General features: G+C 66.9%; 22 protein-coding genes. 11 read left to right on the top strand and 11 right to left on the bottom strand.

Annotated features, from left to right (window positions below; translation table 11 throughout):
* Positions 1–33: 33 nt before the first annotated feature.
* Together AC1M0F_RS11190 and AC1M0F_RS11195 are read left to right on the top strand one after the other, a co-directional pair.
* Complete coding sequence (locus AC1M0F_RS11190; RefSeq protein WP_480238299.1) at positions 34–2,070, top strand: bifunctional aldolase/short-chain dehydrogenase; 2,037 nt, start codon at positions 34–36, stop codon at positions 2,068–2,070.
* A 97-nt stretch (positions 2,071–2,167) separates the two neighbouring features.
* Positions 2,168–3,592: a rhamnulokinase gene (locus tag AC1M0F_RS11195; protein WP_480238300.1), complete on the top strand. Its 1,425-nt coding sequence runs from the start codon at positions 2,168–2,170 to the stop codon at positions 3,590–3,592.
* Between the two features lie 121 nt (positions 3,593–3,713).
* On the opposite strand, the gene AC1M0F_RS11200 is transcribed toward AC1M0F_RS11195, so the two are convergent.
* Positions 3,714–3,932 (bottom strand): SCO4848 family membrane protein, encoded by a 219-nt coding sequence (locus AC1M0F_RS11200; protein ID WP_480238301.1) that lies wholly within the window; start codon positions 3,930–3,932, stop codon positions 3,714–3,716.
* Positions 3,933–4,010: 78 nt separating this feature from the next.
* On the opposite strand from AC1M0F_RS11200, the gene AC1M0F_RS11205 reads away from it, so the two are divergent.
* The 3 genes from AC1M0F_RS11205 to AC1M0F_RS11215 all read left to right on the top strand — a co-directional run bounded on the left by AC1M0F_RS11205 (position 4,011) and on the right by AC1M0F_RS11215 (position 7,075).
* Entirely contained in the window at positions 4,011–4,931 is a 921-nt protein-coding gene (locus AC1M0F_RS11205; RefSeq protein ID WP_480238302.1) for a 2-hydroxyacid dehydrogenase, read from the top strand.
* 74 nt (positions 4,932–5,005) lie between these two features.
* Positions 5,006–5,764 (top strand): FadR/GntR family transcriptional regulator, encoded by a 759-nt coding sequence (locus tag AC1M0F_RS11210; protein ID WP_480238303.1) that lies wholly within the window; start codon positions 5,006–5,008, stop codon positions 5,762–5,764.
* Positions 5,765–5,806: 42 nt separating this feature from the next.
* On the top strand, positions 5,807–7,075 hold the full coding sequence (locus tag AC1M0F_RS11215) for an alpha-hydroxy acid oxidase (RefSeq protein WP_480238304.1): 1,269 nt from the start codon (positions 5,807–5,809) through the stop codon (positions 7,073–7,075).
* A gap of 91 nt (positions 7,076–7,166) precedes the next feature.
* On the opposite strand, the gene AC1M0F_RS11220 is transcribed toward AC1M0F_RS11215, so the two are convergent.
* From AC1M0F_RS11220 to ddaH, 4 genes are all read right to left on the bottom strand, one after another.
* Complete coding sequence (locus AC1M0F_RS11220; protein WP_480238305.1) at positions 7,167–7,907, bottom strand: polyprenol monophosphomannose synthase; 741 nt, start codon at positions 7,905–7,907, stop codon at positions 7,167–7,169.
* 75 nt (positions 7,908–7,982) lie between these two features.
* Positions 7,983–9,449, bottom strand: a complete 1,467-nt coding sequence (locus tag AC1M0F_RS11225; RefSeq protein WP_480238306.1) for a peptide MFS transporter — start codon at positions 9,447–9,449, stop codon at positions 7,983–7,985.
* A gap of 43 nt (positions 9,450–9,492) precedes the next feature.
* The gene (gene rocD / locus AC1M0F_RS11230) at positions 9,493–10,815 is read right to left on the bottom strand and encodes an ornithine--oxo-acid transaminase (protein WP_480238307.1); all 1,323 of its coding nucleotides are present in this window, start codon (positions 10,813–10,815) and stop codon (positions 9,493–9,495) included.
* The gene (gene ddaH, locus AC1M0F_RS11235) at positions 10,812–11,672 is read right to left on the bottom strand and encodes a dimethylargininase (protein ID WP_480238308.1); all 861 of its coding nucleotides are present in this window, start codon (positions 11,670–11,672) and stop codon (positions 10,812–10,814) included. The genes rocD and ddaH overlap by 4 nt, the downstream gene beginning before the upstream one ends.
* Before the next feature lie 181 nt (positions 11,673–11,853).
* Between ddaH and AC1M0F_RS11240 the strand changes: the two genes are divergently transcribed.
* Positions 11,854–12,291 (top strand): Lrp/AsnC family transcriptional regulator, encoded by a 438-nt coding sequence (locus AC1M0F_RS11240; protein ID WP_480238309.1) that lies wholly within the window; start codon positions 11,854–11,856, stop codon positions 12,289–12,291.
* Positions 12,292–12,433: 142 nt separating this feature from the next.
* Here the strand turns inward: AC1M0F_RS11240 and AC1M0F_RS11245 are convergent, their stop codons facing one another.
* Both AC1M0F_RS11245 and AC1M0F_RS11250 read right to left on the bottom strand, forming a co-directional pair.
* Positions 12,434–12,598: a hypothetical protein gene (locus AC1M0F_RS11245; RefSeq protein ID WP_480238310.1), complete on the bottom strand. Its 165-nt coding sequence runs from the start codon at positions 12,596–12,598 to the stop codon at positions 12,434–12,436.
* 145 nt (positions 12,599–12,743) lie between these two features.
* Positions 12,744–16,442 carry a choice-of-anchor I family protein gene (locus AC1M0F_RS11250; protein WP_480238311.1) on the bottom strand — a complete coding sequence of 1,233 codons (3,699 nt, stop codon included), beginning with the start codon at positions 16,440–16,442 and terminating at the stop codon, positions 12,744–12,746.
* A 164-nt stretch (positions 16,443–16,606) separates the two neighbouring features.
* On the opposite strand from AC1M0F_RS11250, the gene AC1M0F_RS11255 reads away from it, so the two are divergent.
* Positions 16,607–16,945, top strand: coding sequence for a cupin domain-containing protein (locus AC1M0F_RS11255; RefSeq protein ID WP_480238312.1), 339 nt, complete (start codon positions 16,607–16,609; stop codon positions 16,943–16,945).
* A gap of 72 nt (positions 16,946–17,017) precedes the next feature.
* Here the strand turns inward: AC1M0F_RS11255 and AC1M0F_RS11260 are convergent, their stop codons facing one another.
* Positions 17,018–17,362 carry a hypothetical protein gene (locus AC1M0F_RS11260; protein ID WP_480238313.1) on the bottom strand — a complete coding sequence of 115 codons (345 nt, stop codon included), beginning with the start codon at positions 17,360–17,362 and terminating at the stop codon, positions 17,018–17,020.
* A 94-nt stretch (positions 17,363–17,456) separates the two neighbouring features.
* Here AC1M0F_RS11260 and yczR point away from each other — a divergent pair, with 94 nt between their 5' ends.
* Positions 17,457–18,881 (top strand): MocR-like transcription factor YczR, encoded by a 1,425-nt coding sequence (yczR, locus tag AC1M0F_RS11265; protein WP_480238314.1) that lies wholly within the window; start codon positions 17,457–17,459, stop codon positions 18,879–18,881.
* Positions 18,882–18,957: 76 nt separating this feature from the next.
* Here yczR and AC1M0F_RS11270 read toward each other — a convergent pair whose 3' ends face one another.
* Positions 18,958–19,791 (bottom strand): alpha/beta fold hydrolase, encoded by an 834-nt coding sequence (locus tag AC1M0F_RS11270; RefSeq protein ID WP_480238315.1) that lies wholly within the window; start codon positions 19,789–19,791, stop codon positions 18,958–18,960.
* 105 nt (positions 19,792–19,896) lie between these two features.
* Here AC1M0F_RS11270 and AC1M0F_RS11275 point away from each other — a divergent pair, with 105 nt between their 5' ends.
* The gene (locus AC1M0F_RS11275; protein ID WP_480238316.1) at positions 19,897–20,415 is read left to right on the top strand and encodes a CGNR zinc finger domain-containing protein; all 519 of its coding nucleotides are present in this window, start codon (positions 19,897–19,899) and stop codon (positions 20,413–20,415) included.
* A gap of 81 nt (positions 20,416–20,496) precedes the next feature.
* A complete protein-coding gene (locus tag AC1M0F_RS11280) occupies positions 20,497–21,249 on the top strand; it encodes a GTP pyrophosphokinase (RefSeq protein ID WP_480238317.1) in 753 nt (250 codons plus the stop codon).
* 26 nt (positions 21,250–21,275) lie between these two features.
* Here the strand turns inward: AC1M0F_RS11280 and AC1M0F_RS11285 are convergent, their stop codons facing one another.
* Entirely contained in the window at positions 21,276–22,157 is an 882-nt protein-coding gene (locus AC1M0F_RS11285) for a Vgb family protein (RefSeq protein ID WP_480238318.1), read from the bottom strand.
* Positions 22,158–22,244: 87 nt separating this feature from the next.
* Here AC1M0F_RS11285 and AC1M0F_RS11290 point away from each other — a divergent pair, with 87 nt between their 5' ends.
* Positions 22,245–22,613 (top strand): GntR family transcriptional regulator, encoded by a 369-nt coding sequence (locus AC1M0F_RS11290; protein WP_480238319.1) that lies wholly within the window; start codon positions 22,245–22,247, stop codon positions 22,611–22,613.
* 19 nt (positions 22,614–22,632) lie between these two features.
* Here AC1M0F_RS11290 and AC1M0F_RS11295 read toward each other — a convergent pair whose 3' ends face one another.
* Positions 22,633–24,024 carry an MFS transporter gene (locus AC1M0F_RS11295; protein ID WP_480238320.1) on the bottom strand — a complete coding sequence of 464 codons (1,392 nt, stop codon included), beginning with the start codon at positions 24,022–24,024 and terminating at the stop codon, positions 22,633–22,635.
* Between the last annotated feature and the right edge of the window lie 123 nt (positions 24,025–24,147).

Raw genomic sequence — 24,147 nt, forward strand, 5'->3', positions numbered from 1 at the left:
CAGTTAACACAAACAAACACCGGGAGACGGCCAATGACGAACGACACCGCAGCGGAATTGATCGCGCGCAGCAACAGGCTCGGAGCCGATCCCCGGAACACGAACTACGCCGGCGGCAACACGTCGGCCAAGGGCACCGCCATCGACCCGGCGACCGGCGAGGACGTCGAGCTCCTCTGGGTCAAAGGCTCCGGGGGCGACCTCGGCACCCTCACCGAGCAGGGCCTTGCGGTCCTGCGCCTCGACCGGATGCGTGCGCTGACCAACGTCTACCCCGGTGTCGACCGCGAAGACGAGATGGTCGCAGCTTTCGACTACACCCTCCATGGCAAGGGCGGTGCAGCTCCGTCGATCGACACCGCGATGCACGGCCTCGTCGACGCGGCGCACGTCGACCACCTGCACCCGGACTCCGGCATCGCCATCGCGACCGCCGCAGACGGCGAAGAGCTCACGAAGACGATCTTCGGCGACAGAGTCGTCTGGGTGCCCTGGCGCAGGCCGGGCTTTCAGCTCGGACTCGACATCGCGGCAATCAAGGCCGAGAACCCGGATGCCGTCGGCTGCATCCTCGGCGGACACGGGATCACCGCGTGGGGCGACACGAGCGACGAAAGCGAGAGGAACTCCCTCTGGATCATCGACACGGCCGCAGAGTACATCGCAGCGAACTCGCGTCCGGAACCGTTCGGCCCTGAGCTCGACGGTTACGGCGCCCTCCCCCTCGCCGAACGTCGCGCCAAGGCCGCCGCCCTCGCGCCGACCCTCCGCGGCCTCGCATCGACGGACAAGCCTCAGGTCGGCCACTTCACCGACCACGCCGTCGTCCTCGACTTCCTGGCCAGCGCAGAGCACCCTCGACTCGCCGCGCTGGGCACGAGCTGCCCCGACCACTTCCTCCGCACCAAGGTGAAGCCGCTTCTCGTCGACCTGCCGGCATCCGCATCGGTGGAGGAGACGATCGAACGCCTCACAACTCTCCACGAGGAGTACCGCAACGACTACCAGGCCTACTACGACCGCAACGCGACGGCTGATTCCCCCGCGATCCGCGGCGCGGACCCGCTGATCGTTCTCGTTCCCGGCGTCGGCATGTTCAGCTACGGCGCCAACAAGCAGACCGCCCGCGTCGCGGGCGAGTTCTACATCAACGCGATCAACGTGATGCGCGGCGCCGAGGGGCTCTCGACCTACGCACCGATCGATGAGGCCGAGAAGTTCCGCATCGAGTACTGGGCTCTCGAGGAAGCCAAGCTGCAGCGCATGCCGAAACCGAAGCCGCTCGCGACGCGCGTCGCGCTGGTGACCGGGGCGGCGTCTGGAATCGGGAAGGCCATCGCCACCCGACTCGCCGCCGAAGGCGCCTGCGTCGTCATCGCCGACCTGTCGCTCGAGAAGGCGCAGGAAGCCGCGGCGGAGATCGGAAACACGGATGTCGCCATCGGCGTCGCCGCAGACGTCTCAAGCGAGAAGGCGGTGCAGTCGGCGATCGACGCCGCCGTGCTCGCGTTCGGCGGGCTCGACCTCGTCGTGAACAACGCCGGGTTGTCGCTGTCGAAGTCGCTGCTCGACACGACCGAGGCGGACTGGGATCTGCAGCACAACGTCATGGCCAAGGGCTCGTTCCTCGTCTCGAAGGCGGCCGCCCGCGTGCTCATCGACCAGAAACTCGGCGGTGACATCATCTACATCTCGTCGAAGAACTCGGTCTTCGCCGGCCCGAACAACATCGCCTATTCGGCCACGAAGGCGGACCAGGCTCACCAGGTCCGGCTGCTCGCCGCCGAGCTCGGCGAGTACGGCGTCAAGGTGAACGGCATCAACCCCGACGGCGTCGTCCGCGGTTCCGGAATCTTCGCCTCCGGCTGGGGTGCGAACCGGGCCAAGACCTACGGCATCGAGGAAGAGGACCTCGGCAAGTTCTACGCCCAGCGCACCATCCTCAAGCGTGAGGTCGTTCCTGAGAACGTCGCCAACGCTGTGTTCGTCCTCTGCACGAGCGACCTCTCGCACACGACCGGGCTCCACATCCCGGTGGATGCCGGCGTCGCTGCCGCGTTCCTCCGATGAGCGTGCACCCACTCACTCCTTCCGGACGCACTCATCCGTTACGCCGCGTGAGTACGTCCGGAACAGGTGACTACGTGGCGACGGACAGGTCCGCTTCGTGAGCGCCGCCAGCGGGACCGTCGCGGCCGTCGACCTCGGCGCGACGAGCGGCAGGGTCATGCTCGGCCACGTCGGCCCTGACGTGTTGCGGCTCGAGCCTGTGCACCGGTTCCCGAATGGACCGACAACCACTGACGACGGACTGCACTGGGACGCGACGGGGCTGCTCAGTGCTGTCGTCACCGGTCTCACCGAGGCCGCACGGCGCGACCCGGGCATCCGGAGCGTCGGCATCGACTCGTGGGCGGTGGACTACGCCCTCCTGTCGGATGGACGGATGCTTTCCGAGCCGTTCCACTACCGCGACGACCGCAACGACCGAGGCGTCGCCGACGTTCACTCCCGTGTCCCGTTCGCCGAGCTGTACGGCCAGAACGGGCTGCAGTTCCTGCCGTTCAACACGCTCTACCAGCTGGCAGCAGACAGGCCCAGGCTCCACGATGCCGACTCCGTTCTGCTCATCCCCGACTTCCTCGCCAACCGGCTGACCGGCTCCCGCAGCGCGGAGGTGACCAACGCGTCGACGACGGGACTGCTCTCGCGCGACGGCAGCTGGAACGACGATCTCATCGCCCGCCTCGGCTTCCCCAGGAACATCTTCCCGCCGCTCGTGAAGCCGGGCACAGTGCTCGGCACCCTGCTGCCCGCCGTGGCCGCCGAAACCGGACTCTCCGCCCAGACACCGGTCACAGCCGTCGGATCGCACGACACGGCATCCGCCGTCGTGGCCGTGCCCATGACGACAAGCCAGGCGGCCTGGATCTCCTGCGGAACCTGGGGACTCGTCGGCCTCGAACTCGACCGCCCCGTTCTCACCGAGGCCAGCAGGGAAGCCAACTTCACCAACGAGGGCGGCGTCGACGGTCGCGTCCGGTTCCTCCACAACGTCATGGGACTCTGGCTCCTGAGCGAATCCGTGCGCACCTGGGAGCGCGAATCAGGCGAGACGATCGACCTCCCTGCGCTCCTCGCCCAGGCCGCGGCGGTCACAGCGCCCATGCCGGTGTTCGATGCGGATGACCCGCGCTTCCTGCAGCCGGGCGACATGCCCGGGCGCATCGCCGAGGCACTCACCGAACACGGCCAGCCCGTGCCGCGGTCGAAAGCAGAGTTCGTACGCACCATTCTCGAGAGCCTCGCGGATGCCTTCGCGCGCGCCGTGCACACGGCATCCGCTCTCGCGAACACCCCGGTCGACGTCATCCACGTCGTCGGGGGTGGGTCGCTGAACACGCTCCTCTGCCAGATCACCGCCGACCGGGCGGGACTCCCTGTGCTGGCCGGACCGGTCGAGGCCACCGCGCTGGGGAACGTCCTGGTGCAGGCGCGAGCCGTCGGATTGCTCACGGGCGATCTCGAGTCGATGCGGGCGCTCGTGGCGCGCTCGTTCGAGCCCGTGCGCTTCGAGCCGCTGGGCCGCTGACCCGGGCTGTTCCGAACGTCGGAGATGTGACGCCTCAGGCCGCGGATCGAGACGAACGACGGCATTCTGCGGAGAATCTCCGACGTTACGCACGCCCGCCGGAGTGCCCTCTGCTCGGCGGCTAAGGGACGAGCAGGACGATCCCGGTGATCGCACTCGCCACAGCCAGGAGCACGGCGATCGTGACGAGGATGAGGTGGACGGTGAGGAACGTCGTCCGCTTCCCGGCTGAATCGCGTGCCCGGGGATCGCGCATCACCCGCCGGAGGAACTGCGGCCACGCGATGAGGTTGAAGACGGCATTGGCCAGCAGGAGCACGGCCACGAACGGGGATTCCATCCCTCGAACCTACAGCGGTGCGGGCGGACGATCGCCAAGCACCTCGCCTGCCTGTGGGGCCTTCGGTAGGCTCGGGAGATGACCGCTCCGCTCCTTGTCAGTGTCCCCGGTAACGCCCTCCGCAACGAGATCGGCGAGCTCGACGGCGTCGAATTCGTCCGCTGGGACATGGACGGGCCGCCTCCCGCCGCATCGATCGACATCGTCATTCAGCCATACATGGACGGCACGGCGAAGCTCGCGAACCTGGCCGGCGTCAGCGCACGTCTCGTTCAGAGCCAGTCGATCGGATACGACAACGTCGATGACGCGCTGCCGCCCGGCAATGTGTTCGCCAATGCCTCGTCGGTGCACGAGACCTCGACGGCCGAGCTCACGCTTGCGCTCATCCTCGCGTCACAGCGCGGCATCCCGCAGTTCGTCCGTGCGGCCGACCAGGGCCGTTGGGCGCCCGCGCGGTTCGAGAGTCTCGCCGACCGCACCGTCCTCCTTCTGGGTTACGGCGGGGTCGGGAAGGCGATCGAGGACCGCCTGCTCCCGTTCGAGACGACCGTCGTCCGCGTCGCGAGTCGTGCCAGGACGGATGAGCGTGGCACGATCCACGGCCTCGACGAACTGCCCGAGCTGTTACCGGAGGCCGACATCGTCGTGGTCGGAGTCCCGCTGACCAATGGGACGACCCACCTGGTCAACGACCAGTTCCTCGCCGTGATGCGCGACGGCGCCCTCCTCGTGAACATCGCGCGCGGCCGGGTCGCCGACACGGAGGCGATCCTGCGGCACGCCGAATCCGGTCGCCTGCGGTTCGCGCTCGACGTGACCGATCCAGAGCCGCTGCCAGACGGGCATCCGCTGTTCGCCCTTCCCAATGTGCTGATCAGCCCGCACGTCGGAGGTGCGTCGACCGCGATGCTGCCGCGGATGGCGCGCCTCGTCAGGGAGCAGGCCGAACGGATGCTCAAGGGCGAGGAGCCCGTGAACGTGGTGCTGCGCAGCTAGCAGCGCGCGCTCGCACCTGGCCGTCGACGTGTGTAAACTGTGTGGTCAGACCACACCATCGACGGAGGGGCAGCGTGACAGACGACCGACGCGCATGGCAGGTGGTGCTCGAGACCATCGAGCGCGACCTGCTCGACGGTCGACTGCGCCCCGGTGACCACCTGCCTGGGGAGCGCGCCCTGTCTGCCGATCTCGGCGTCGGCCGGTCGAGCGTTCGAGAGGCCATCCGTGTTCTCGAGGTACTCGGCCTCGTCCGCACCGCCACCGGCTCAGGACCGAACGCCGGCGCGATCATCGTCGCCCTCCCCGGTGGCGGGATGTCTGCGCTCATGCGCCTCCAGGTCGCAGCGACCGGGTTCGCCGTCGCTGACATCGTGAAGACCCGCCTCGTGCTCGAGACCGCGGTCGCCGGTGACCTCGCGGACGCCTCCCCCCGGCCCGATCTGTCGGCATCCACCGAGCTTCTCGACGTCATGGAATCGCGCGACCTCCCCGAGGCCGAGTTCCTGGCGCTCGACGCGCAGTTCCACCTGTCGCTGGCCGAAGCATCCGGCAACCAGGTGATCGCGGCGACGATGGCCGGGCTTCGGAGCTCGATCGAGAGCTACGTCATGGCAGGGGCTTCGAACCTCCCGTCGTGGGCGGGCACCTCGGCCCGCCTCATGCGCGAGCATCGGGACATCCTCACCGCCATCGCGTCCGGCGACGCGGCGAGCGCCCGCGCGGTCGTGCACGCCCACATCGCCGACTACTACTCCGAAACCAACCTCCCCTCCCACCGCTCAGACGAGTTACAGACAATGGTTCCGGATGCCGCCCCTCGCGGCGCGTAGACGACCCGTTCCGGTAGCTCGACACGACAGAAGGACACTCCCATGGTCGAGAGACGAATCCCCAAAGTGCGTGACCTCGCACCGCTCATGCAGTTCAAGAAGCCCGAGTTCAACGCCAGGACCCGCCGCCTGGCCTCGGCGACGAGCATCGCCGACCTGCGGACGATCGCCAAGCGCGTGACCCCGAAGGCTCCGTTCGACTACACCGACGGTGCCGCCGAGGGCGAGATCTCGCTGAGCCGTGCGCGGCAGGCGTTCCAGGACATCGAGTTCCACCCGTCGGTTCTCCGCGACGTGTCGAAGGTCGACACCACCCGCGAAGTCCTCGGCAAGACGAGCGCCATGCCGTTCGGCATCGCACCCACCGGATTCACGCGGATGATGCAGACCGAAGGTGAGCGCGCAGGCGCGACAGCAGCAGAGGCCGCAGGCATCCCCTTCACCCTCTCCACCATGGGAACCACGTCGATCGAGGATGTCGCCGCTGCGGCGCCAGGTGGACGCAACTGGTTCCAGCTCTACATGTGGACAGACAGGGACCGCTCACTCGCCCTCGTCGACCGAGCGGCAGCTGCCGGGTACGACACTCTCATGGTCACCGTCGACACCCCCGTCGGCGGCGCACGTCTCCGCGACGTGAAGAACGGCTTCTCGATACCGCCCGCCCTCACCCCGAAGACCGTTCTCAACGCCCTGCCGCGTCCGGCCTGGTGGATCAACTTCCTCACCACGGAGCCCCTCGCCTTCGCGAGCCTCGACCGCTGGTCGGGCACCGTCGCCGCGCTCATCGACACCATGTTCGACCCGACGGTCGGCCCGGACGAGGTGAGGTTCATCCGCGAACAGTGGAAGGGCAAGCTCGTCGTGAAGGGCATCCAGTCCGTCGACGATGCCCGTCTCGCCGTCGAGCTCGGCGCAGACGCCATCGTCCTGTCGAACCACGGCGGTCGCCAGCTCGACCGCGCGCCGATCCCGTTCCACCTGCTGCCGAGCGTCGTCCGCGAGGTCGGTTCAGAGGTCGAGGTCCACCTCGACACTGGCATCATGAACGGTGCCGACATCGTGGCATCCGTCGCCCTCGGCGCCCGGTTCACGCTCATCGGCCGCGCCTATCTCTACGGCCTCATGGCCGGTGGACGTGAGGGAGTGGACCGCACGATCCAGATCCTGTCCGAGGAGATCCGCCGCACCATGAAGCTGCTCGGGGTCGCGAGCCTCGACGAGCTCGAACCGCGCCACGTCACCCAGCTGGCCAGGCTGGTGCCATACGCGCAGCCAGCAGCGGATGCCGTGGCCGCCTCTCAGAAGTAAGCAACCGCGGTTTCGGGAGGACAATCGCGAGGTCCATCGTCCATAGCCGGACGGACCCCCTGATTGTCCTCCCGAAGCGCTCGCGCTCGGCCTACCGCCGCCGGAACAGCCGGCGAACCCGGCCGGGCAGCGCCCCGATCCCCCACAGGGTGACCCGCAGCATCGCCTCGGCGACGATCCCGCCCGTCATCTTCGACTCCCCGAACTCGCGTTCGATGAAGGTGATCGGAACCTCGACGATCCTCAGCCCGGCGCGATGGGCGTGGAACAGCAGGTCGACCTGGAATCCGTAGCCCTGGCTGTGGACGTCCTCGAGCCGGATGCTCCGCAGCGCGTTTGCGGTCAGCACGCGGTATCCGCCGGTCACGTCCCGTTGCGGCAGCCCGAGGACGATCCGGGCGTAGACGCTGCCGCCGCGCGACAGGAGTTCGCGGTAGGCGGGCCAGTTCCGCACGCCCCCGCCGGGTACCCACCGTGATCCGAGAACGACGTCAGCGCCGGCATCCGCGGCGGCGAGGAGCACTGGGAGCTGTTCGGGCTGGTGCGAGCCGTCTGCATCCATCTCGACGAGCCGGTCGTAGCCGCGGTCGAGCCCCCAGCGAAACGCGGCGCCGTACGCGCCGCCCAGTCCGGCCTTGCCGGTGCGGTGAAGCACATGGATGGCCGCGTCGGATGCCGCCAGGCCGTCGGCGATCGCTCCGGTGCCGTCGGGGGAGTTGTCGTCGACGACGAGCACGTCGACCTCAGGCGTTGCCGTGCGCACCCTGCCGACGATGCCTGCGACGTTCTCACGCTCGTTGTAGGTGGGAACGATGACGAGCGTCGTGGCCACGGGGTCCTCCCTCGCGCGGCTCCGGCCGCACGTCGAGCCCAGCGGCACGGGCGCCGGGGCAGTCGGGATCCCAGACTACCGAACGCCGCTCATCAACCTGAGCACGGGGCGGGCCATGAGCGCCAGTGCGACACCGAGGACGATCGCGATTCCACCGAGCACCCCGAAGTAGAGCGTCTCAGGGACCGTGAGGTACCACTCGGCGAGGCGACCTGAGACCGCTGTGCCCAAAGCGACGGAGAGGAAGAACAGCGCCACCATCTGCGTCGTGAACGCCTGGGGCGCGAGCTTGGTCGACACGGACAGACCGACAGGAGACAGGAGCAACTCCGCAACGGTGAAGACGAGAAGGATGCCGATCATCGCCAGGAGCGGCGTCGAGTTGGCCGCGCCCCCGGCGAACGGAAGGAAGAGGAGGAATCCGACACCCATGATGATCGTCCCAGCGGCGAACTTCAGAGGGGTCGATGGTTGTCTGGCGCCCCACTTCGTCCACAGGGCGGCGAACACTCCCGAGAGCAGGATGATGAAGATCGGGTTGATCGATTGCACCCAGGAGACCGGCATCTCCCAGCCGAACAGGGAGCGGTCGAGTCTCTCGTCCGAGTAGATCGTCACGACAGTGAACTGCTGCTGATAGAGCGACCAGAACGCTGCGCTCGCGATGAACAGGGGGATGAACGCGAACACGCGCCTGCGCTCCGTGGTCGTGATGAGCTTGCTCGACAGGATGACGACGAAATACGCGATCGTCGCGACGATCGTCACGCCGATGACGACAGTGACGAGGTTGTCCGCCGTGATCAGACCGACGGCGACCAGAACGACGATGAGGATCAGTCCGAGGGCTGCCACGATTCCGAACAACAACCAGCGCGAACGTGGGAGCGGGTCGGGAACTCGCCTGGCGATGTCAGGGAGGCGCTTGCGGCCGAACGAATACTGAGTGAGCCCGATCGCCATACCGACGGCTGCGAGGCCGAAGCCGAAGTGGAAGCCGAGCGATTGCTGCAGGAGGCCGGTGAGGATCGGTCCGAGGAAGGCCCCGAGATTGATGCCGAGGTAGAAGATCGAGAAACCGGCGTCGCGGCGGGGATCCTCAGGGGCGTAGAGCGTGCCGACGACGGAGGTGGCGTTGGCCTTGAGCCCGCCGCTGCCGACGGCGACGAGGATGAGTCCGACCGTCACGCCCGCCACTCCGGGGATCAGCGCCAGGGCGATGTGCCCGCACATGATGACGATGGCGCTGTAGAAGAGCACCCGCTCCGAGCCGAGGAGCCGGTCTGCGACCCATGCCCCGAGGATCGTGGAGAGGTAGACCGAGCCTCCGTACGCGCCGACGATCCCCGCAGCCGTCGACTGAGGGATGCCGAGGCCCCCCTCCTCCACCGAGTAGTACAGGTAGAGCAGGAGGATGCCCTGCATGCCGTAGAAGGAGAACCGCTCCCACATCTCCACACCGAAGATGCTCGCGAGAGGGCGGGGCTGCCCGAAGAAGCTGTGATCCTCGCGCGCAGTCGACGGGTCGGTGACCTGACTCATGCGCTCGAAGGTACTCTCCGCGGCTTTCGGCCGCTAGTCTTCGCTACCTCTGAAGCTCCTCCAGAACTTCTGCCAGCTGGTCGACCATCCAGTCGAGGTCGGACTCCTCGATGACGATCGGCGGGGCGAACCTGATGGTGGAACCGTGGGTGTCCTTCGCAAGGACTCCCCTGTCCATCAGCAGTTCACAGACCTCGCGGCCTGTGGCGAGCGACGGTTCGATGTCGACGCCGGCCCAGAGGCCTGCACCATGGACGTCGACGATTCCCCGTCCGACGAGGTCGCCGAGGCGGCGGTGCATTCGCGCACCGAGGACTCGGGCGCGCTTCTGGTACTCGCCGCTCGCGAGCATCCTGACAACGGCGTGGCCGACGGCGGATGCCAGCGGGTTGCCACCGAAGGTCGATCCGTGTTCGCCCGGCCGGAGCACTCCGAGGATGTCGCTGTTGCCGACGACGGCAGAGACGGGAACGATACCGCCGCCGAGCGCCTTGCCCAGCAGGTAGAGGTCGGGGACGACGCCGACGAGCTCGCAGGCGAAGGTCGCTCCCGTGCGCCCGAGGCCGGACTGGATCTCGTCGGCGATGAACAGGACGTTCTGCGCCGTGCAGATCTCGCGGACCGCAGGCAGGTAGCCGGCCGGCGGCACGACGACACCTGACTCGCCCTGGATCGGCTCGATGAGCACGGCGACCGTGTTCTCGTCGACGGCAGCGGCGAGCGCGTCTGCGTCTCCATACGGCACCGTCCGGAAACCGGGCGTGTACGGGCCGAAATCGGCGCGCGCATCGGGGTCGTCGGAGAAGCTGATGATCGTGGTGGTGCGGCCATGGAAGTTGCCCGCCATGACGATGATGTTCGCGCGGTCGGCCGCGACGCCCTTCACGCGGTAACCCCAGGCCCTGGCGACCTTGATCCCCGACTCGACGGCTTCGGCGCCCGTGTTCATCGGCAGCACCATGTCTTTGCCGCAGAGGTCGGCGAGCGCCTGGGCGAACGGGCCGAGCTGGTCGTTGTGGAACGCGCGGCTGGTGAGCGTCACCCGGTCGAGCTGGGCGCGCGCGGCGTCGAGCAGGATCGGGTTCGAATGCCCGAAGTTCACGGCCGAGTATGCGGCGAGGCAGTCGAGGTAGCGCTTGCCGCTCACATCGGTGACCCACGCCCCCTCGGCGGATGCCACGACGACGGGAAGCGGGTGGTAGTTGTGCGCGACGACGACTTCCTCGCTGGCAATCGCTGCTGCAGCCTCCTCAGGGACACTGGCGGCGTCCGCGAGACCCACGGCGACGACGCCGAGTGGTTCGGGTGCGGTCGGGCCTCCATGGGCGGAACCTTTCGGTGTTGCCGCCGCTTCCCGCAAATTCATCGTCGCAATTCCAGCGTGCAGCACTTCACTCCGCCGCCGCCGAGCAGCAGCTCGGAGAGGTCGACACCGATCGGGTTGTAGCCCCGCTCGCGCAACTGGCGTTCGAAGCCCGTCGCGCGTACGGCGATGACCACGTTGTAGCCGTCGGAGATCGAGTTGAGTCCAAGGATCGACGCGTCCTCTTCGCTCACGATGATGGCATCCGGGTAGCGGTCCTCGAGGATGGCGAGCGACTTCGCGTCGAATGCGGAGGGAAGGTAGGCGATGTTCGCGTTCTCGTCGCCGGTGAGCGGATCGAGCACGGCGATGGCGGTGTCGAGGTGGTAGAAGGCCGGGTTGGTGAGGTTGAGGGTCACGACTTCGCGCCCGAACAGTGAACCGACCTCGGAGTGGCTGCGGGACTCGCTGCGGAATCCGGTACCGGCGAGAATCGTGTTGCCGACGAGCAGGAAGTCTCCCTCCCCCTCGTTGATGTTCCCTGGAACACGCACGTCGTATCCGTTCGCCCGGAACCAGTCCATGTATGCGGGGCCTTCCGCCTGGCGCTGGGGGAAGGTGAAGCTCGCCCCGTACGCGATGTTGTCGATGACGAAACCGCCGTTGGCCGAGTAGACCATGTCTGGCAGTCCGTCGACGCCGTCGATGAGTTCGACGGTGTGGCCGAGGCCCACATAGGTGTCGTAGAGCGTCTGCCACTGGGCGACGGCCTTTGCCGTGTCAGTGGGGATGGTCGGTTCCATCCACGGGTTGATCTTGTACGAGACCGTGAAGAAGTCAGGCCGGCACATGAGGTAGGTGCGAGGGGTGGGGGTCCTGGTGACCGATGCCACCTGCGCCGCCGTTTCGATGTTTGTCATGCTCGTCTCCATCAGAGGGAAGCGGCGGACGCTGTCCTCGAGTCCCTGCAGCTCAATTCGATCGCGAGGGCACGCCGTGTCTCCAGTGTGACACGCACCGATGCGAAGTTGTTCGCAGTGACGCGCAGGAATCATGCGTCACAGTGGGGCCAAACGCAACGAAGGCCCATAGAATGGCCGCATGGACAATCTTGATCGCGGCATCATCGACCTTCTCCGCCAGAATGCGCGGGCGGGTTACGGCGACATCGGCCAGGAGGTCGGGCTGAGCGCGTCCGCGATCAAGCGTCGGGTCGACAGGCTCGTCGCCGACGGCGTCATCCGTGGATTCACGATCCAGGTCGACCCCGCCGTCGACGGTCTGCACACCGAGGCCTACGTCGAGTTGTTCTGCCGGGGCACTGTCGCGCCGGATGAACTGCTGAGGATCCTGTCGGCGGTTCCCGAGGTCGTGGATGCCGGGACGGTGACCGGCGGGGCCGACGCGATCGTCCACATGCGCTCACGTGACATCCCGAGCCTCGAGGCCGCCCTCGAGCGGGTGAGGAATGCTCCGAACGTCGACCACACCCGCAGCGCCATCGTGCTCTCCCGCCTGATCCACCGCACCGCAGACTGAGCGGCGGCCGGCGGCCGATCCCCGGACATGACAAAACCACGCCCCCGAAACCCCGTTCGGTTTCGGCTCGCACTGATGTGCGGCGGCGTGGTCTGTCTATTCAGTTGTGCTTTGGTTTCCCCCCAAAGGGCGGCCGATCAGATCAGATGCTCTTGCGGCCCGTGACTGCACGAAGCAACCAGGCGATGATCGCGAGGACCAGGAGGACGACGCCAACCCACAGCAGGAAGTTGAGGGACTGCACGAACCCACCGGTCACAAGAAGGACGACGGCAATGACTGCAATGACGATAAGAAGAATGTTCATATCTGGACGCTATCAGCCGCAGACTTGCGGGGCTTTCAAAGCAGGGGGCCTTGACTCTGCACGATTTATGATGTTATGAGAGCGATGTGACGACGGATGCCGCGGCGCTCCTGGTGGGGCGCCGCGGCATCCGTCGGTCTGCTGATCAGCGCCCGTGCAGCGTCGACTCCACGGCCGTCAGCAACGCACGGCGACGGAGCAGACCGGCGCCTGCGAGCGTCAGAAGCACGCCGAGGAGAGCGAGTACTCCGACGTTCGCGCCTGTCGCCGCCAGGTCGGCGGGAGAGCCGTCACCGGGAGGGGTTGCCGCTGCCGCGAGCACGGTCAGCGCCGTCGGAATCGGCTCGAGTCCGACGGACGACACCTCGAGCGTGTGGGCGCCTGGGGCGAAGTCCAGCGGCACCGTGACGGTGAACCGGGCGGTCCCCGTCGCATCCGCCGCAGGGATATCGTCGATGACGAGCGGCTCGGAGAACAGCGTGGCAGCGATCTCCTGACCCTCTGTGAGACCGGTCACCACGACGTCGACGGACTGACCCTGGACGACGGTGGCCGACTCGACCGCGACAGTGGCCCAGTCAGTGCCCGCGACGACGGCGCGGCCCAGCGCGGCCGGGTCGACGACGTCGTGGGCGTCGAAGTATGCGACCGTCGCGGCGAGGTCGGCCTGTCCGGTGTCTGCCGCGTTCGCGCCCTGCGTGAAGGTCCCGAAGTTGTCGCCGCCACCTGCCAGGAACGAGTTCGTGGCGACCCGGTACACGTCGTCGTCAGCGATCTCGTCGCCGTTGAAGGTCATCGAGAGGATGTGGCTGCCGCGCGGGCCATCCGGGTCGTAGACGTAACCGAAGCCGTCAGAGATTCCGAGGTGCAGCTTGGGCCTGGGAGCACCGTCCGGCTGCCACTGTTCCTCGAGGATCGTCCTGAGTTGCGCACCAGTGAGGTCGAGCGTCCACAGCGTGTTCGCGAACGGCTGCACCGCTGCGGCTTCCTTGTATGTCACCACTCCGTCCGTGCCGTAGAGCAGATCGTCGCGCAGCCCGCCGGAGTTCATGATCGCGATCTGCGCCGGCTTTCCTCCGAAGTCCTCGTTGGACGTCGCCCAGAGCTGGATGTCGGCGACGAGGTTCCCGAGCGTCGATTCGACACCCCGGTCCGATCCAGCGGTTCCCCCTCTGAGGATGTCCCCGCTGATGCGGCCGACCGTCGTCGCACCGACGACGGCTGCGTCAGCTGCTGCCGCAGCGACGATAGCTGCCACGTCGGCGTCCGCCGAGTATGCCGCCTTGCCATCGACCACAAGTGGGAGTACTTCGGCCGAGAGGGACGCGACGGACATGTCTGCCTCGTCCACCTCGATCGTGAGGCGGTCGAGGGCCGCGCCGTACTGACCGGCCTGGACGACGGGTCGTTCGAGGCCGTCTGCCCAGCCAGCGACGGGGTATGAGCAGGCGTACTCCTGGTGCGTGTGGCCGGAGAAGATGGCGTCGATGTTCGTGGATGCTCCACGCACGATCTGGGCGTAGTCGCTCGTCCCCGTCGCGATCGAGTCGCAATCGGCGACGGCGGCACCGTCGTGGGTGAGCAGGACGATCACGTCTGCTTCACCGTTGGCCGGGTCGCCGTCCTGCAGCGTGGAAGCGACACGGTTCGCAGCCTCGAGCTGGTCACCGAATTCGATCGCCGCGATGCCTGCAGGCGACACCATGGTGGCCGTCTGTTCCGTCACTGTCCCGATGAAGCCGATGGTGACTCCCCCGACGGTCTTGAGTGCATACTCGTCGAGCGCAGGCGTCGTCGTTCCCCTGAGGTAGACGTTCGCACCGAGAGCGAACTCCGGGCCGCCGAAGGCCGGGATGACCCGGTCCGTGAGGTCGCTCCAGCCGGCGTCGAACTCGTGGTTGCCCACGGCCGACACCGAGAGTCCGGAGGCGACGAGCGCCTCAATGGTCGGCGCGTCCTGCTGTGAGAACGACGTGAAGGTCGAGGCGCCGATGTTGTCTCCCGCTGAGACGAACACCGTGTTCGGGTTCTCCGCCGTGAGAGCGTCGACCGCACCGGCGAGGACGGCGGCACCCGCTTCGCGCGAGCCGAGGTTCTGTTCGATCCGGCCGTGGAAGTCGTTGATCCCGAGGACCTGGACGGTCGTGGTGCCTGAACCGAGGGTGTCGATGCCGAACAGGGTCGTCGTTCCCGATACCTCGTTGCCGACTGCGAGCATCGGTTCGCCGGTGGGTGAGACGGTGGCAGGGATGAAGGCGAGGCCCTCGGGGCCGAGGTCGCCCGCTTCGGCGAGGTTCCCGCCGTCCTCGACGGACTCGTCGAAGTTTCGGTTGTTCTCGTAGGTCACGAACGTGGCGTCAGCTGGGTCCGTGATGTCGTACACAGCGACGCCACCGACGCGCTCCAGTCCGATGAAGGCGTACGTACGACCGTCGACCGTGCCGATGGTGAGATTTTCCGGCTCCGGTCCCTTGTCATCGCTCCGGCCTTCGGCGTTCGACTCGGAGTGGTTCGAGTTGAAGAACGCCGGATTCGCTTCTGCGGTGAGCCGTTCGAGGCTGTCGCCCGAGTCGTAGACGAGGTTCCCGTCCGTGGTCCAGACCGAGAAGGAGCGCCCGCCGAACGCGACGAGTTCCTCGTAGCACTCCCCGGATTCGCTGAGGCCGAGATCGGTGATGATGTTCAGGCGGCCGAGGTCGGCGTCCCCCGTGAGCCCGGCCAGCGAGCTGTCCTCACACACCGGTGGAAGGTCGTCGCCGAGGTCCTTGACCCTGGCTGCGTCGATGAAGTCGCCCCACTCACGCGAGTCGCCTTCGTTCGCGGTGACGAGGTAGGTGGTTCCGTTCGCGTCGAATGCGTTGATCCCGTCCGGCATGTATGCGCCACGGAGTCCCTGGTACGACTCGATGTTGATCGTCGGAGCATCGCGCGGGTCCCGGTCGGACGCGTCGAGGCCGTTGCCTGCAGCGCCATGGTCCTTGTAGCCGAGCGGCCAGATGTCGGTCACCGTCGCGCTGGCCAGGTCGATCACGGCGACAGCGTTCGCCTCCTGGAGGGCCGCATACGCGGTTCCGCCGTCGATGGCGATGTACTCGGGCTCGAGGTTGCGTGAGATCGGGTTCCCAGCCTCAGGCGTGGGGCCGAAGACGCGCACGAGGGGGTCGAGGGTCCTGGACCCGCCGGCCTCGAAGTCGTGGAAGTCGGCGATCGCCACCGCATCCTGTGCGGGTGCTGCGACGGCGCCGGGAAGAGCCACAACGCCGACCGAGCCCTCGGGGTCGACTGTGAAGTCGTCGCTGGGCTCACCCTCGTTCGCGACGACCGCGTAGGTGCCGTCTGCCGAGATCGAGACCATGTCGGGCAGTGCGCCGACCTCGACGTCGCCGAGGACGGCATCCGACGTCGCGCTGTTGGCATCGAAGAAGACCAGCGATCCGGCGTCCGTCTTGACCGTCGACTCGAGGGCGATGACACCGAGCCCGTCCGACCGGATGGCGATCGAGTTGGCGACGCCGTCGCCCTCGATCGAATAGAGCTTCACGGGCTCTTCCGGACGGCTGACGTCGAGGACGTCGACGGCACCGGCCTGCGCGTTCACCGTGAAGACGCGCTTCCCGTAGTAGGCGACGATCTCCGCTGCCGACTCGTCGAAGAGCCCCGTCTCGTAACTGCCGAGGGCGGAGAGTCCCAGCGCGGCGTCTGGAGCCGAGAAGCTGATCGGCTCTGCGACGACACCGGCGACGGCCGGAGGGGCAAGGACGAGCGAGCCCCCGACGGCGAGGACGACTGCCGAGGCCAGGACGAGAGCGGGTGAGCGACGGCGGTGACGCCGGGATGAAGGCATGGGTACTCCGTGAAAGGGATGGAAGTGACGGGTGCCTGTCATGTCTATTGAGCCCAGGTGGCGGCAGGGTGAACGCACGGTGTCCGCACGGGGCACAGTCCCTTGAACCTGACCCCACAGCCGGGAACAATAGGCCGGACGCACACCGATGTGGAGGAGTTCAGATGGTCACCGTCGTCAGATCCGCCGACCTCGTGGTCGGCTCAGGTCGCACCGCGCGATTCGAGGGAGAGGGCTACGGTTCCGGGGTCTCCTTCTTCCTGGTCGACAACGAGCCCGGTCAGGGTCCCGGCCTTCACCGGCATCCGTACACCGAGACGTGGATCGTCCGTTCAGGCTCGGCCACCATCGTTGCGGATGGGGAGACTGTGGATGCCGTCGCCGGCGACATCGTCACCGTGCCTGCTGGCGCGGCCCACAAGTTCACGAACAGCGGCACCGGGCGACTCGAGTTGGTGTGCATCCACGCGTCACCGCGGATGATCCAGGAGAATCTGGAATAGGGCGTCGACATACGGATGCCGCCGGTCGCGGAAGGCGATCGGCGGCATCTCTCCTGTGCGTACCCGCCCCCGTCACCGTGTTCCGGCCTGATCCATCGACGCAACGAGGCACACCTCGATGTCGTGCTCGAGGCGGTCGGCGGGCCGGAATCCGCCCTGCCGTGCATCCCGGACGCATCCGGCGAGCGCGAGCGCGCGCGCCGAGAACTCCGCATCGGCGAGTTCTCGCACGTCCGATGCATCCTCCCGGCACCGTTCGAGAGCGCGTTCGACGCGATCGGCGACGATCGGCCCTGACAACCGCACCTCCTCCAGGCAGGTTCCGGGCCCTTCAGCCGCCGACGCCGTCGTCGGAATGAGCACGATGGCGCAGGCGACCGACATCCATCCGGCGGTCAGTGCACTTCGACTGGTCATGACATCTCCTGTTCGTTGATCTGGTCACTTTCCACCTCCATACCAATCCCGAATTGGTATTCAAACAAGAGACCAATTGCGATAAACTGGTCAGATGTCGGCACCATCGGTTTCGCTGCATCACCTCACCGAACTGCTTGGCGAGTGGCGCAGCGCCGCGGGCAGCGACTACTCGGCCCTGGCGGAGCGGATCCGCCTGCTCACCATCGACGGCCGCATCAAGGCGGGGATGCGGCTCCCGTCCGAGCGTCAGCTCGCTGACCACCTCGGGGTCAGCCGCACGACAGTGAATTCCGCGCTCGAGCAACTCCGGCGCGCAGGATACGCGCGGAGCCGGCAGGGCTCAGGCACCGAGATCGCGATACCGGGAAGAACCGGCGATCTCCCGATACCGGGGGCTGGCGACCTCCTCGACCTCAGCCGCGCGACATCGCCCGCCGCACCCGGCGTGCACGCAGCGGCCGAACGCGCGCTGGCGCATCTGCCGGCACGTTTGGCGACAGACGGTTATGAACTGTCGGGGCTGCCTGCCCTGCGGGAACTGCTTGCCGACAAGTACAGCGCAGACGGCGTGCCGACGTCACCGGATCAGATCCTCGTCACCAATGGCGGCGCCGGCGCGATCTCTCTGATCGCGCGGACCCTGATCTCGATCGGTGACCGGGTCGTCGTCGAGACGCCAGGTTACCCGCACTCCAATGAAGCATTCCGCTCCGCAGGGGCCCGGCTCGTCCCCACGATCGTCGATGGCGACGACGGCTGGGACACGGCGAATTTCACGCAGACGCTCGCCCGGTCGCTTCCGACGGTCGCCTACCTCATGCCCGACTTCCACAATCCGACGAGCCGCAGCATGACGACCGATGTCCGCGAGTCGGTGGTGAACGCCGCCAGAGCGCACGGCACGCTCATCGTCTCAGACGAGACCACCGCCGACCTCGACATCGACCGGGGGGACGGCAGCGCCCCACTCGCCGCATTCGACACCCTGGGCGATACCGTGATCAGTGTCGGGTCGGCCAGCAAGACCATCTGGGGCGGACTCCGCGTTGGATGGATTCGCGCGTCGCACGACCTCATCAATCGCCTGCACGCGGCCCGCTTCTCGTACGACCTCGGTGTCGGGGTTCTCGACCAGCTCACCGTCGCCGAGGTGCTCGAGGACTTCACCGCCATCCTCGACTACCGCCGCCGCGTGCACCGGGAGTCCAGGGGCGCCCTCGCCGGTGCGCTGCGAGAACACCTCCCTGATGCCAGGCTCCATCACGTCGCAGGGGGTGTCGCCGCGTGGATCGACCTCGACGCCCCGATCAGCTCGGCTCTCACGATCGCAGCGCGCACCCACGGGCTCCTCATCGGGGCCGGCCCCTGGTTCGGCCTCCACGGCGAGTTCGAACGCAACATCCGCATCCCGATCACGGCCTCACCCGACGATATCGAGCGGGCCGTCGCCATTCTCGCGAGAGCTCGCTTCGACCTTCCGCAAGCTTCGGGGCAGCCCACCCGGCACATTCTCTGACTCCCCGGACGCACGGATGCCGCCGGTCGCGTTGGCGAGCGGCGGCATCCGGCGGTGTATCTGGTTGCGCTGAAGGCTACTTCTGGACGAAGGCGAGCAGCGCGGCGGTGACCTCGTCTGCGTGCGTCCAGAGCAGACCGTGGGGAGCGCCCTCGATCTCGACGTAGTCGGCGTCCGGGAGCAGCTTCGAGAACGGGCGGGCGGTCGAGTCGATCGGGAGGATCTGGTCGGCTGTACCGTGCAGGATCAGCGTCGGCACGTCGATCTTCGGGATGTCGCCCCTGAAGTCGGTGAGCCAGGACGGAACGACGGCGGATGCCGCGAACCACGACGACGTCACGGCGACGTTCCAGCTGCCACGCACCGCGGCTTCGCTGATCCGCGAACCGAGCGTGTCGTCGAGGTTGTAGAAGTTCTTGTAGAAGTCGTCGAACCAGGCGAACCGGTCGGCCTTCGCCGCTGCGGAGATTCCGTCGAAGACCTCCTGCGGGACGCCGGTCGGGTTGTCGTCGGTGTGGAGCAGGAACGGCTCGAGCGACGCGAGGAATGCGGCCTTCGCGACGCGACCGGTTCCGTAGGTGCCGATGTACCTTCCGACCTCACCCGTGCCCATCGAGAAGCCCACGAGGATGGCGTCGTTGAGGTCGAGCGTCTCGAGGAGCGTGTTCAGGTCTGCGGCGAACGTGTCGTAGTCATAGCCGATCGTGGGCTGGCTCGACTGGCCGAAGCCGCGTCGGTCGTACGTGATGACCCGGTAGCCCGCGTCGAGGAGGGCGGCAGACTGCTTCTCCCAGGAGTGGCCGTCGAGGGGGTAGCCGTGGATGAGAACGACCGGCTGGCCTGAGCCGTGGTCTTCGTAGTAGAGGTCGATGTTCGTCGAGTTCTCCTGGCCGACGGTGATGTACGCCATGAACTGTCTTCTTTCTCTCTAACCGCTTTGCGGGGTTTGGGTGGTTGTATGGACATCCAAGCACGACAAAACCCAACCTGTCAAGAGGTTTGATATGGTTAGGTCATGAACATTCCGGAAACGTCCGCTGCGACACCTCTCCTCCTCGACCTGGTGAATTCCCGGCTCGTGCTGGGAGACAGCGTCTACGACGAACTGGCCGACGAGACAGAGGCAGGGGCCTGGCTCCGTGCCCGAGGCGGCACCGGTTCTTCTGCGGAGATCGCCGGCGCTCGGCAGGCGCGCGACGTGCTCGTGCCGTTCCTTCGTTCCGAGGCTCCCGCAAGCGCCCTCGATCCCTGGCTGACCCGGATGCACAAGTCAGCCACTCTCGCCGACGGCCGGCTGGCCTGGGGGCTCGACGTGCCGGAAGAGATCGCCGTCGGAGCGCGCGCGATCGAGGAATGGTCAGCCCTGCAGACCCCGACCGGGTCGAGAATCAGGCCGTGTGCGAACCCTGAATGCCAGCACTTCCTCGTCGACAACAGCAAAGCCAATTCGCGCAAGTGGCACTCTATGGAGTCCTGCGGTAACCGCATGAAGTCGCGCAGGCACTACGCCAGGACCCGCGACCTCTCGGCATAGGACCTTCTCGGCTGACGGCCAGCGACCGGGTGGCAGACTGGGGAACGGCGGACCCAGCCGCCACCGGAAGGAACCGCTGCAATGGCCGACGTCCATCGGGAGCTGAACGACTTTCGCACGATCACCGACGAGTTCACCCGTTTCATGCTGTCGTACAAGTTCGGCATCGACGAGGTGATGACGAAGATCAACATCCTCAAGGAGGAGTTCGCGCACCGGCACGATTACAGCCCGATCGAGCACGTGAGCTCCCGGTTGAAGTCGCCGGAGAGCATCCTCTCGAAAGCGGCGCGAAAGGGATGCGAGCTCACCCTCGACGGCATCCGGTCGGAACTCCACGACATCGCCGGCATCCGAGTGACCTGCAGCTTCATCTCTGACAGCTACAAGATCTTCGACATGATCGCCGCGCAGCGTGACGTGACCGTGCTCCAGGTGCGCGACTACATCGCTGAGCCGAAGGCGAACGGCTACAAGAGCCTGCACATGATCATCGAGGTCCCTGTGTTCATGTCCGACCACGTCGAGCAGGTGAAAGTCGAGATCCAGATCCGCACGATCGCGATGGATTTCTGGGCCAGCCTCGAGCACAAGATCTACTACAAGTACAACCGCGACGTTCCTGAGCGACTGCTCGGGGAGCTCCGCGAGGCGGCGCTGGCCGCGAACCGGCTGGACGTGAAGATGGAACGGCTGCACGACGAAGTCGTCGCACTCAGCGACGTCACCGGCACGGACGACGGAGTGATCGACACGAAGGACATCGGCCGGATGGAACTACCGGACGCCCTGCTCAGGATGCTCGGAGCAGCGCGATCCGAGAGGCAGCAGTGAGCACGACGCGGATCAGGTAGGGGCTCCTACCCGCTCAGCTCGGCAAGGAATCCGGTCTCCAGCGCCACCCAAACCGTGCCGTCGGCCGCGACGGCGAGCCCATGGGGTTCACTCGACGCTGTCGGCAGGTCCGTCAGGTCGACTCCCCCGTGTGCGTCGATGAAACCGACCTGATTCGAGGCCCACAGCGTGAACCAGCATCCACCCGCCGGTGCCGCCACAATGGCATGGGGCTTGCTCGTTCGGTCGGGCAGCGGGAACTCCGTGACCCGCCCGTCGCTGTCGATGCGTCCGATCTGGCCGGCGCCGATCTCGGTGAACCAGGCCGCACCGTCGTCAGCCACGGTGATCCCCACCGGTGCTGCTGCGGCTGTCGGCAGTGCGGTGACGACCACGGCGGAGTTCCCGCCACGGATGTAGCCGATGGCATCGGCCTGGTTGAGGGTGAACCAGACGTTCTCACCCTCGCACGCCACCATCGAGACCATGCCGCCGGCGGCACCGGTGGTGAATTCGTCCACGCGGCCGAGGATGCCGATCCGGCCGAGTGCGTCGCCGCCCATCTCGGTGAACCACACCTCGCCTCCTGCCGAGGCGGCGATGCCGAACGGGCGGGCGCCGGCGGTCGGCAGATCGGTCGCTCCACGGATGCCATCAGGGCCGACCCGCAGAATCCGGTCGCCCGCGGCATCCGTCACCCAGACCGAGTCCTCTGTGGCCGCGGCGAGAAGCGAGGGCTCGGTCCCCGCGCCGAGGGGCAGGGTTGTGAATGTTCCGTCCGGGTCGCGACGAACGAGTGCCTGTCCGTGGATGAGCGTGACCCAGATCGCGCCGTCCCTGGTCGTCGCGACACCGTACGGGCGGGCCTCAGGTCCCGAGATCCGATGCTCGGTGATGCGAGAAGTCATGGTTCCAGCGTATGCCGATCGTGCAACTCTCAGCCTTGCAGCGGCGTCTTTGTATTGCGACAATTGATGTCCATCGAAGGAGCGAACATGGGTTCACGATTCGTCATCGACGCGACCTCCTCGACGCCCCCTTTCGAGCAGTTGCGGATGCAGGTGATCGAGCGTGCGCGCTCAGGAGACCTCGTGCCTGGAGACAAACTACCGACGGTGCGCCGGCTGGCCGAGGAACTCGGTCTCGCCGCCAACACTGTCGCCCGCGCGTACCGCGAACTGGAACACGACGAAGTGATCGAGACGAGAGGACGCAACGGGTCGTTCATCGCCGCGAGCGGTGACGCGGGCCATCAGCAGGCGCAGCTGGCCGCCGTCGCCTACGCTGACCGGGTGAAGTCCCTCGGGCTGGACCCGGATGAAGCGCTGGCCATCGTGACCGCCGCCCTCGGCATCCGCTCCTGACCCCTCACGCAGGCGTCGCTCAGGACGGAGGCGACTGCGCCTCGGTGAGCACCGGGTTCCTGATGCCCACGAACGAGACGGCACCGCCGAGAATGAGCATGATCGCTGTGGCGATCATGGCGCGGTGGAATCCGGCCAGGTCGAGGACGCCACCGAGGATGAGCCCGGCGCACGCGACGGCCACGAGGCCGGCGACACGAGCGACGGCGTTGTTGACCGCCGAGCCGATGCCGGCCTGGCTGGGGTCGATCGCCCCGAGGATCGCGCTGGTGAGCGGAGCGACGGTGATGGAGAGCCCCAGGCCGAAGATCACAAGCCCGGGGAGCAGCTGCAGCCAGTAGTTGACGTCCTCGGTGACGGAGAGCATCAGCAGGAAGGCGATCCCGGCGACCAGCGGTCCGACGGTCATGAAGAACCGCGGACCGTACGTGCCGGCGAGGGAACCGATGCGGCTCGAGAGCAGGAGCATCACCAGGGTGGGCGGCAGCGTCGCCAGCCCGGCGAGGGTCGCCGGCCAGCCCGCGACCTGCTGGAGGTAGATCGCGATGACGAAGAAGCCGAAGCCGAGCGCGCCGTAGATGAACACCGTGGCGATGTTGCCTGCGGAGAAGTTGCGTGAGCGGAACAACGACAGCGGCATCATCGGGTCACGCGTGCGACCCTCCCACCAGATGAAGAGGACGAACGCGATCACGCCCACGACGAACGGGACCCACACCACCGGGCTCGACCAGCCGAACCTGGCCTGCTCGATCAGCGCGAACACCGGTCCACCGAGACCGATGGCCCCGAGGAACGCACCGACCACGTCGACCCGGGGACGGGTGAGCTGCGCCGGCTCCTTGTCCATCTTCATGAGCAGCCAGAGGGTGACCGCGATCGGCAGCACATTGATGCCGAAGACCAGCCGCCACGAGATCGTGTCGACGAGCAGCCCTCCGAGCAACGGGCCGACGATCATGGCGGTACCGGTCCACGCAGTCCATGTGCCGATGGCCTTCGCCTGGGCCTGGCCGTGGAACGTCGAAATGATGATGGCCAGCGAGCTCGGCACCAGAAGCGCAGCCGCCGCACCCTGCAGCGCCCGAACGACGATGAGGAACTCAGCACTCGGTGCGAAAGCGCACAACAGCGACGTGACGCCGAATCCGATCAGGCCGATGGTGAGGATGCGCACGCGACCGAAGGCATCCGACAACGACCCGGCCAGCAGGATGAAGGCGCCGAGCGTGAGCAGGTAGGCGTCGACCACCCACTGCTGGACCGGAAGCCCCCCGCCGAATTCGCGGGTGATCGCCGGCAGGGCGACGTTGATGATCGTTCCATCGAGGAAGGCGACGAACGACGCAAGAATAGCGACGAGCAAGACGATGCGCTGCGTGGCCTGGTCGGTGCGGGGGACGGATGCCATGGCACAAGTATGCTCCGAAGAGCGCCCCGTCTGTCAGCCCCCGAGACCTCTACCATCGTTCCTCGGGTCTGACGAAAGCTCTCCAGACGAAATTCGGGATCGTCAGCGCGGGATGCCCCGATG

Source organism: Mycetocola sp. Y719 (assembly GCF_056713205.1).

Excerpts from the sequence above, each read along its gene's own strand:
- AC1M0F_RS11245 (WP_480238310.1), bottom strand. The coding sequence starts at position 12,598 with ATGAACATTCTTCTTATCGTCATTGCAGTCATTGCCGTCGTCCTTCTT.
- AC1M0F_RS11205 (WP_480238302.1), top strand. The coding sequence starts at position 4,011 with ATGACCGCTCCGCTCCTTGTCAGTGTCCCCGGTAACGCCCTCCGCAAC.
- ddaH (WP_480238308.1), bottom strand. The coding sequence starts at position 11,672 with ATGACAAACATCGAAACGGCGGCGCAGGTGGCATCGGTCACCAGGACC.
- rocD (WP_480238307.1), bottom strand. The coding sequence starts at position 10,815 with ATGAATTTGCGGGAAGCGGCGGCAACACCGAAAGGTTCCGCCCATGGA.
- AC1M0F_RS11240 (WP_480238309.1), top strand. The coding sequence starts at position 11,854 with ATGGACAATCTTGATCGCGGCATCATCGACCTTCTCCGCCAGAATGCG.
- AC1M0F_RS11255 (WP_480238312.1), top strand. The coding sequence starts at position 16,607 with ATGGTCACCGTCGTCAGATCCGCCGACCTCGTGGTCGGCTCAGGTCGC.
- AC1M0F_RS11250 (WP_480238311.1), bottom strand. The coding sequence starts at position 16,442 with ATGCCTTCATCCCGGCGTCACCGCCGTCGCTCACCCGCTCTCGTCCTG.
- AC1M0F_RS11215 (WP_480238304.1), top strand. The coding sequence starts at position 5,807 with ATGGTCGAGAGACGAATCCCCAAAGTGCGTGACCTCGCACCGCTCATG.
- AC1M0F_RS11275 (WP_480238316.1), top strand. The coding sequence starts at position 19,897 with ATGAACATTCCGGAAACGTCCGCTGCGACACCTCTCCTCCTCGACCTG.
- AC1M0F_RS11260 (WP_480238313.1), bottom strand. The coding sequence starts at position 17,362 with ATGACCAGTCGAAGTGCACTGACCGCCGGATGGATGTCGGTCGCCTGC.
- AC1M0F_RS11190 (WP_480238299.1), top strand. The coding sequence starts at position 34 with ATGACGAACGACACCGCAGCGGAATTGATCGCGCGCAGCAACAGGCTC.
- AC1M0F_RS11280 (WP_480238317.1), top strand. The coding sequence starts at position 20,497 with ATGGCCGACGTCCATCGGGAGCTGAACGACTTTCGCACGATCACCGAC.
- AC1M0F_RS11290 (WP_480238319.1), top strand. The coding sequence starts at position 22,245 with ATGGGTTCACGATTCGTCATCGACGCGACCTCCTCGACGCCCCCTTTC.
- AC1M0F_RS11270 (WP_480238315.1), bottom strand. The coding sequence starts at position 19,791 with ATGGCGTACATCACCGTCGGCCAGGAGAACTCGACGAACATCGACCTC.
- AC1M0F_RS11285 (WP_480238318.1), bottom strand. The coding sequence starts at position 22,157 with ATGACTTCTCGCATCACCGAGCATCGGATCTCGGGACCTGAGGCCCGC.
- yczR (WP_480238314.1), top strand. The coding sequence starts at position 17,457 with ATGTCGGCACCATCGGTTTCGCTGCATCACCTCACCGAACTGCTTGGC.
- AC1M0F_RS11225 (WP_480238306.1), bottom strand. The coding sequence starts at position 9,449 with ATGAGTCAGGTCACCGACCCGTCGACTGCGCGCGAGGATCACAGCTTC.
- AC1M0F_RS11295 (WP_480238320.1), bottom strand. The coding sequence starts at position 24,024 with ATGGCATCCGTCCCCCGCACCGACCAGGCCACGCAGCGCATCGTCTTG.
- AC1M0F_RS11200 (WP_480238301.1), bottom strand. The coding sequence starts at position 3,932 with ATGGAATCCCCGTTCGTGGCCGTGCTCCTGCTGGCCAATGCCGTCTTC.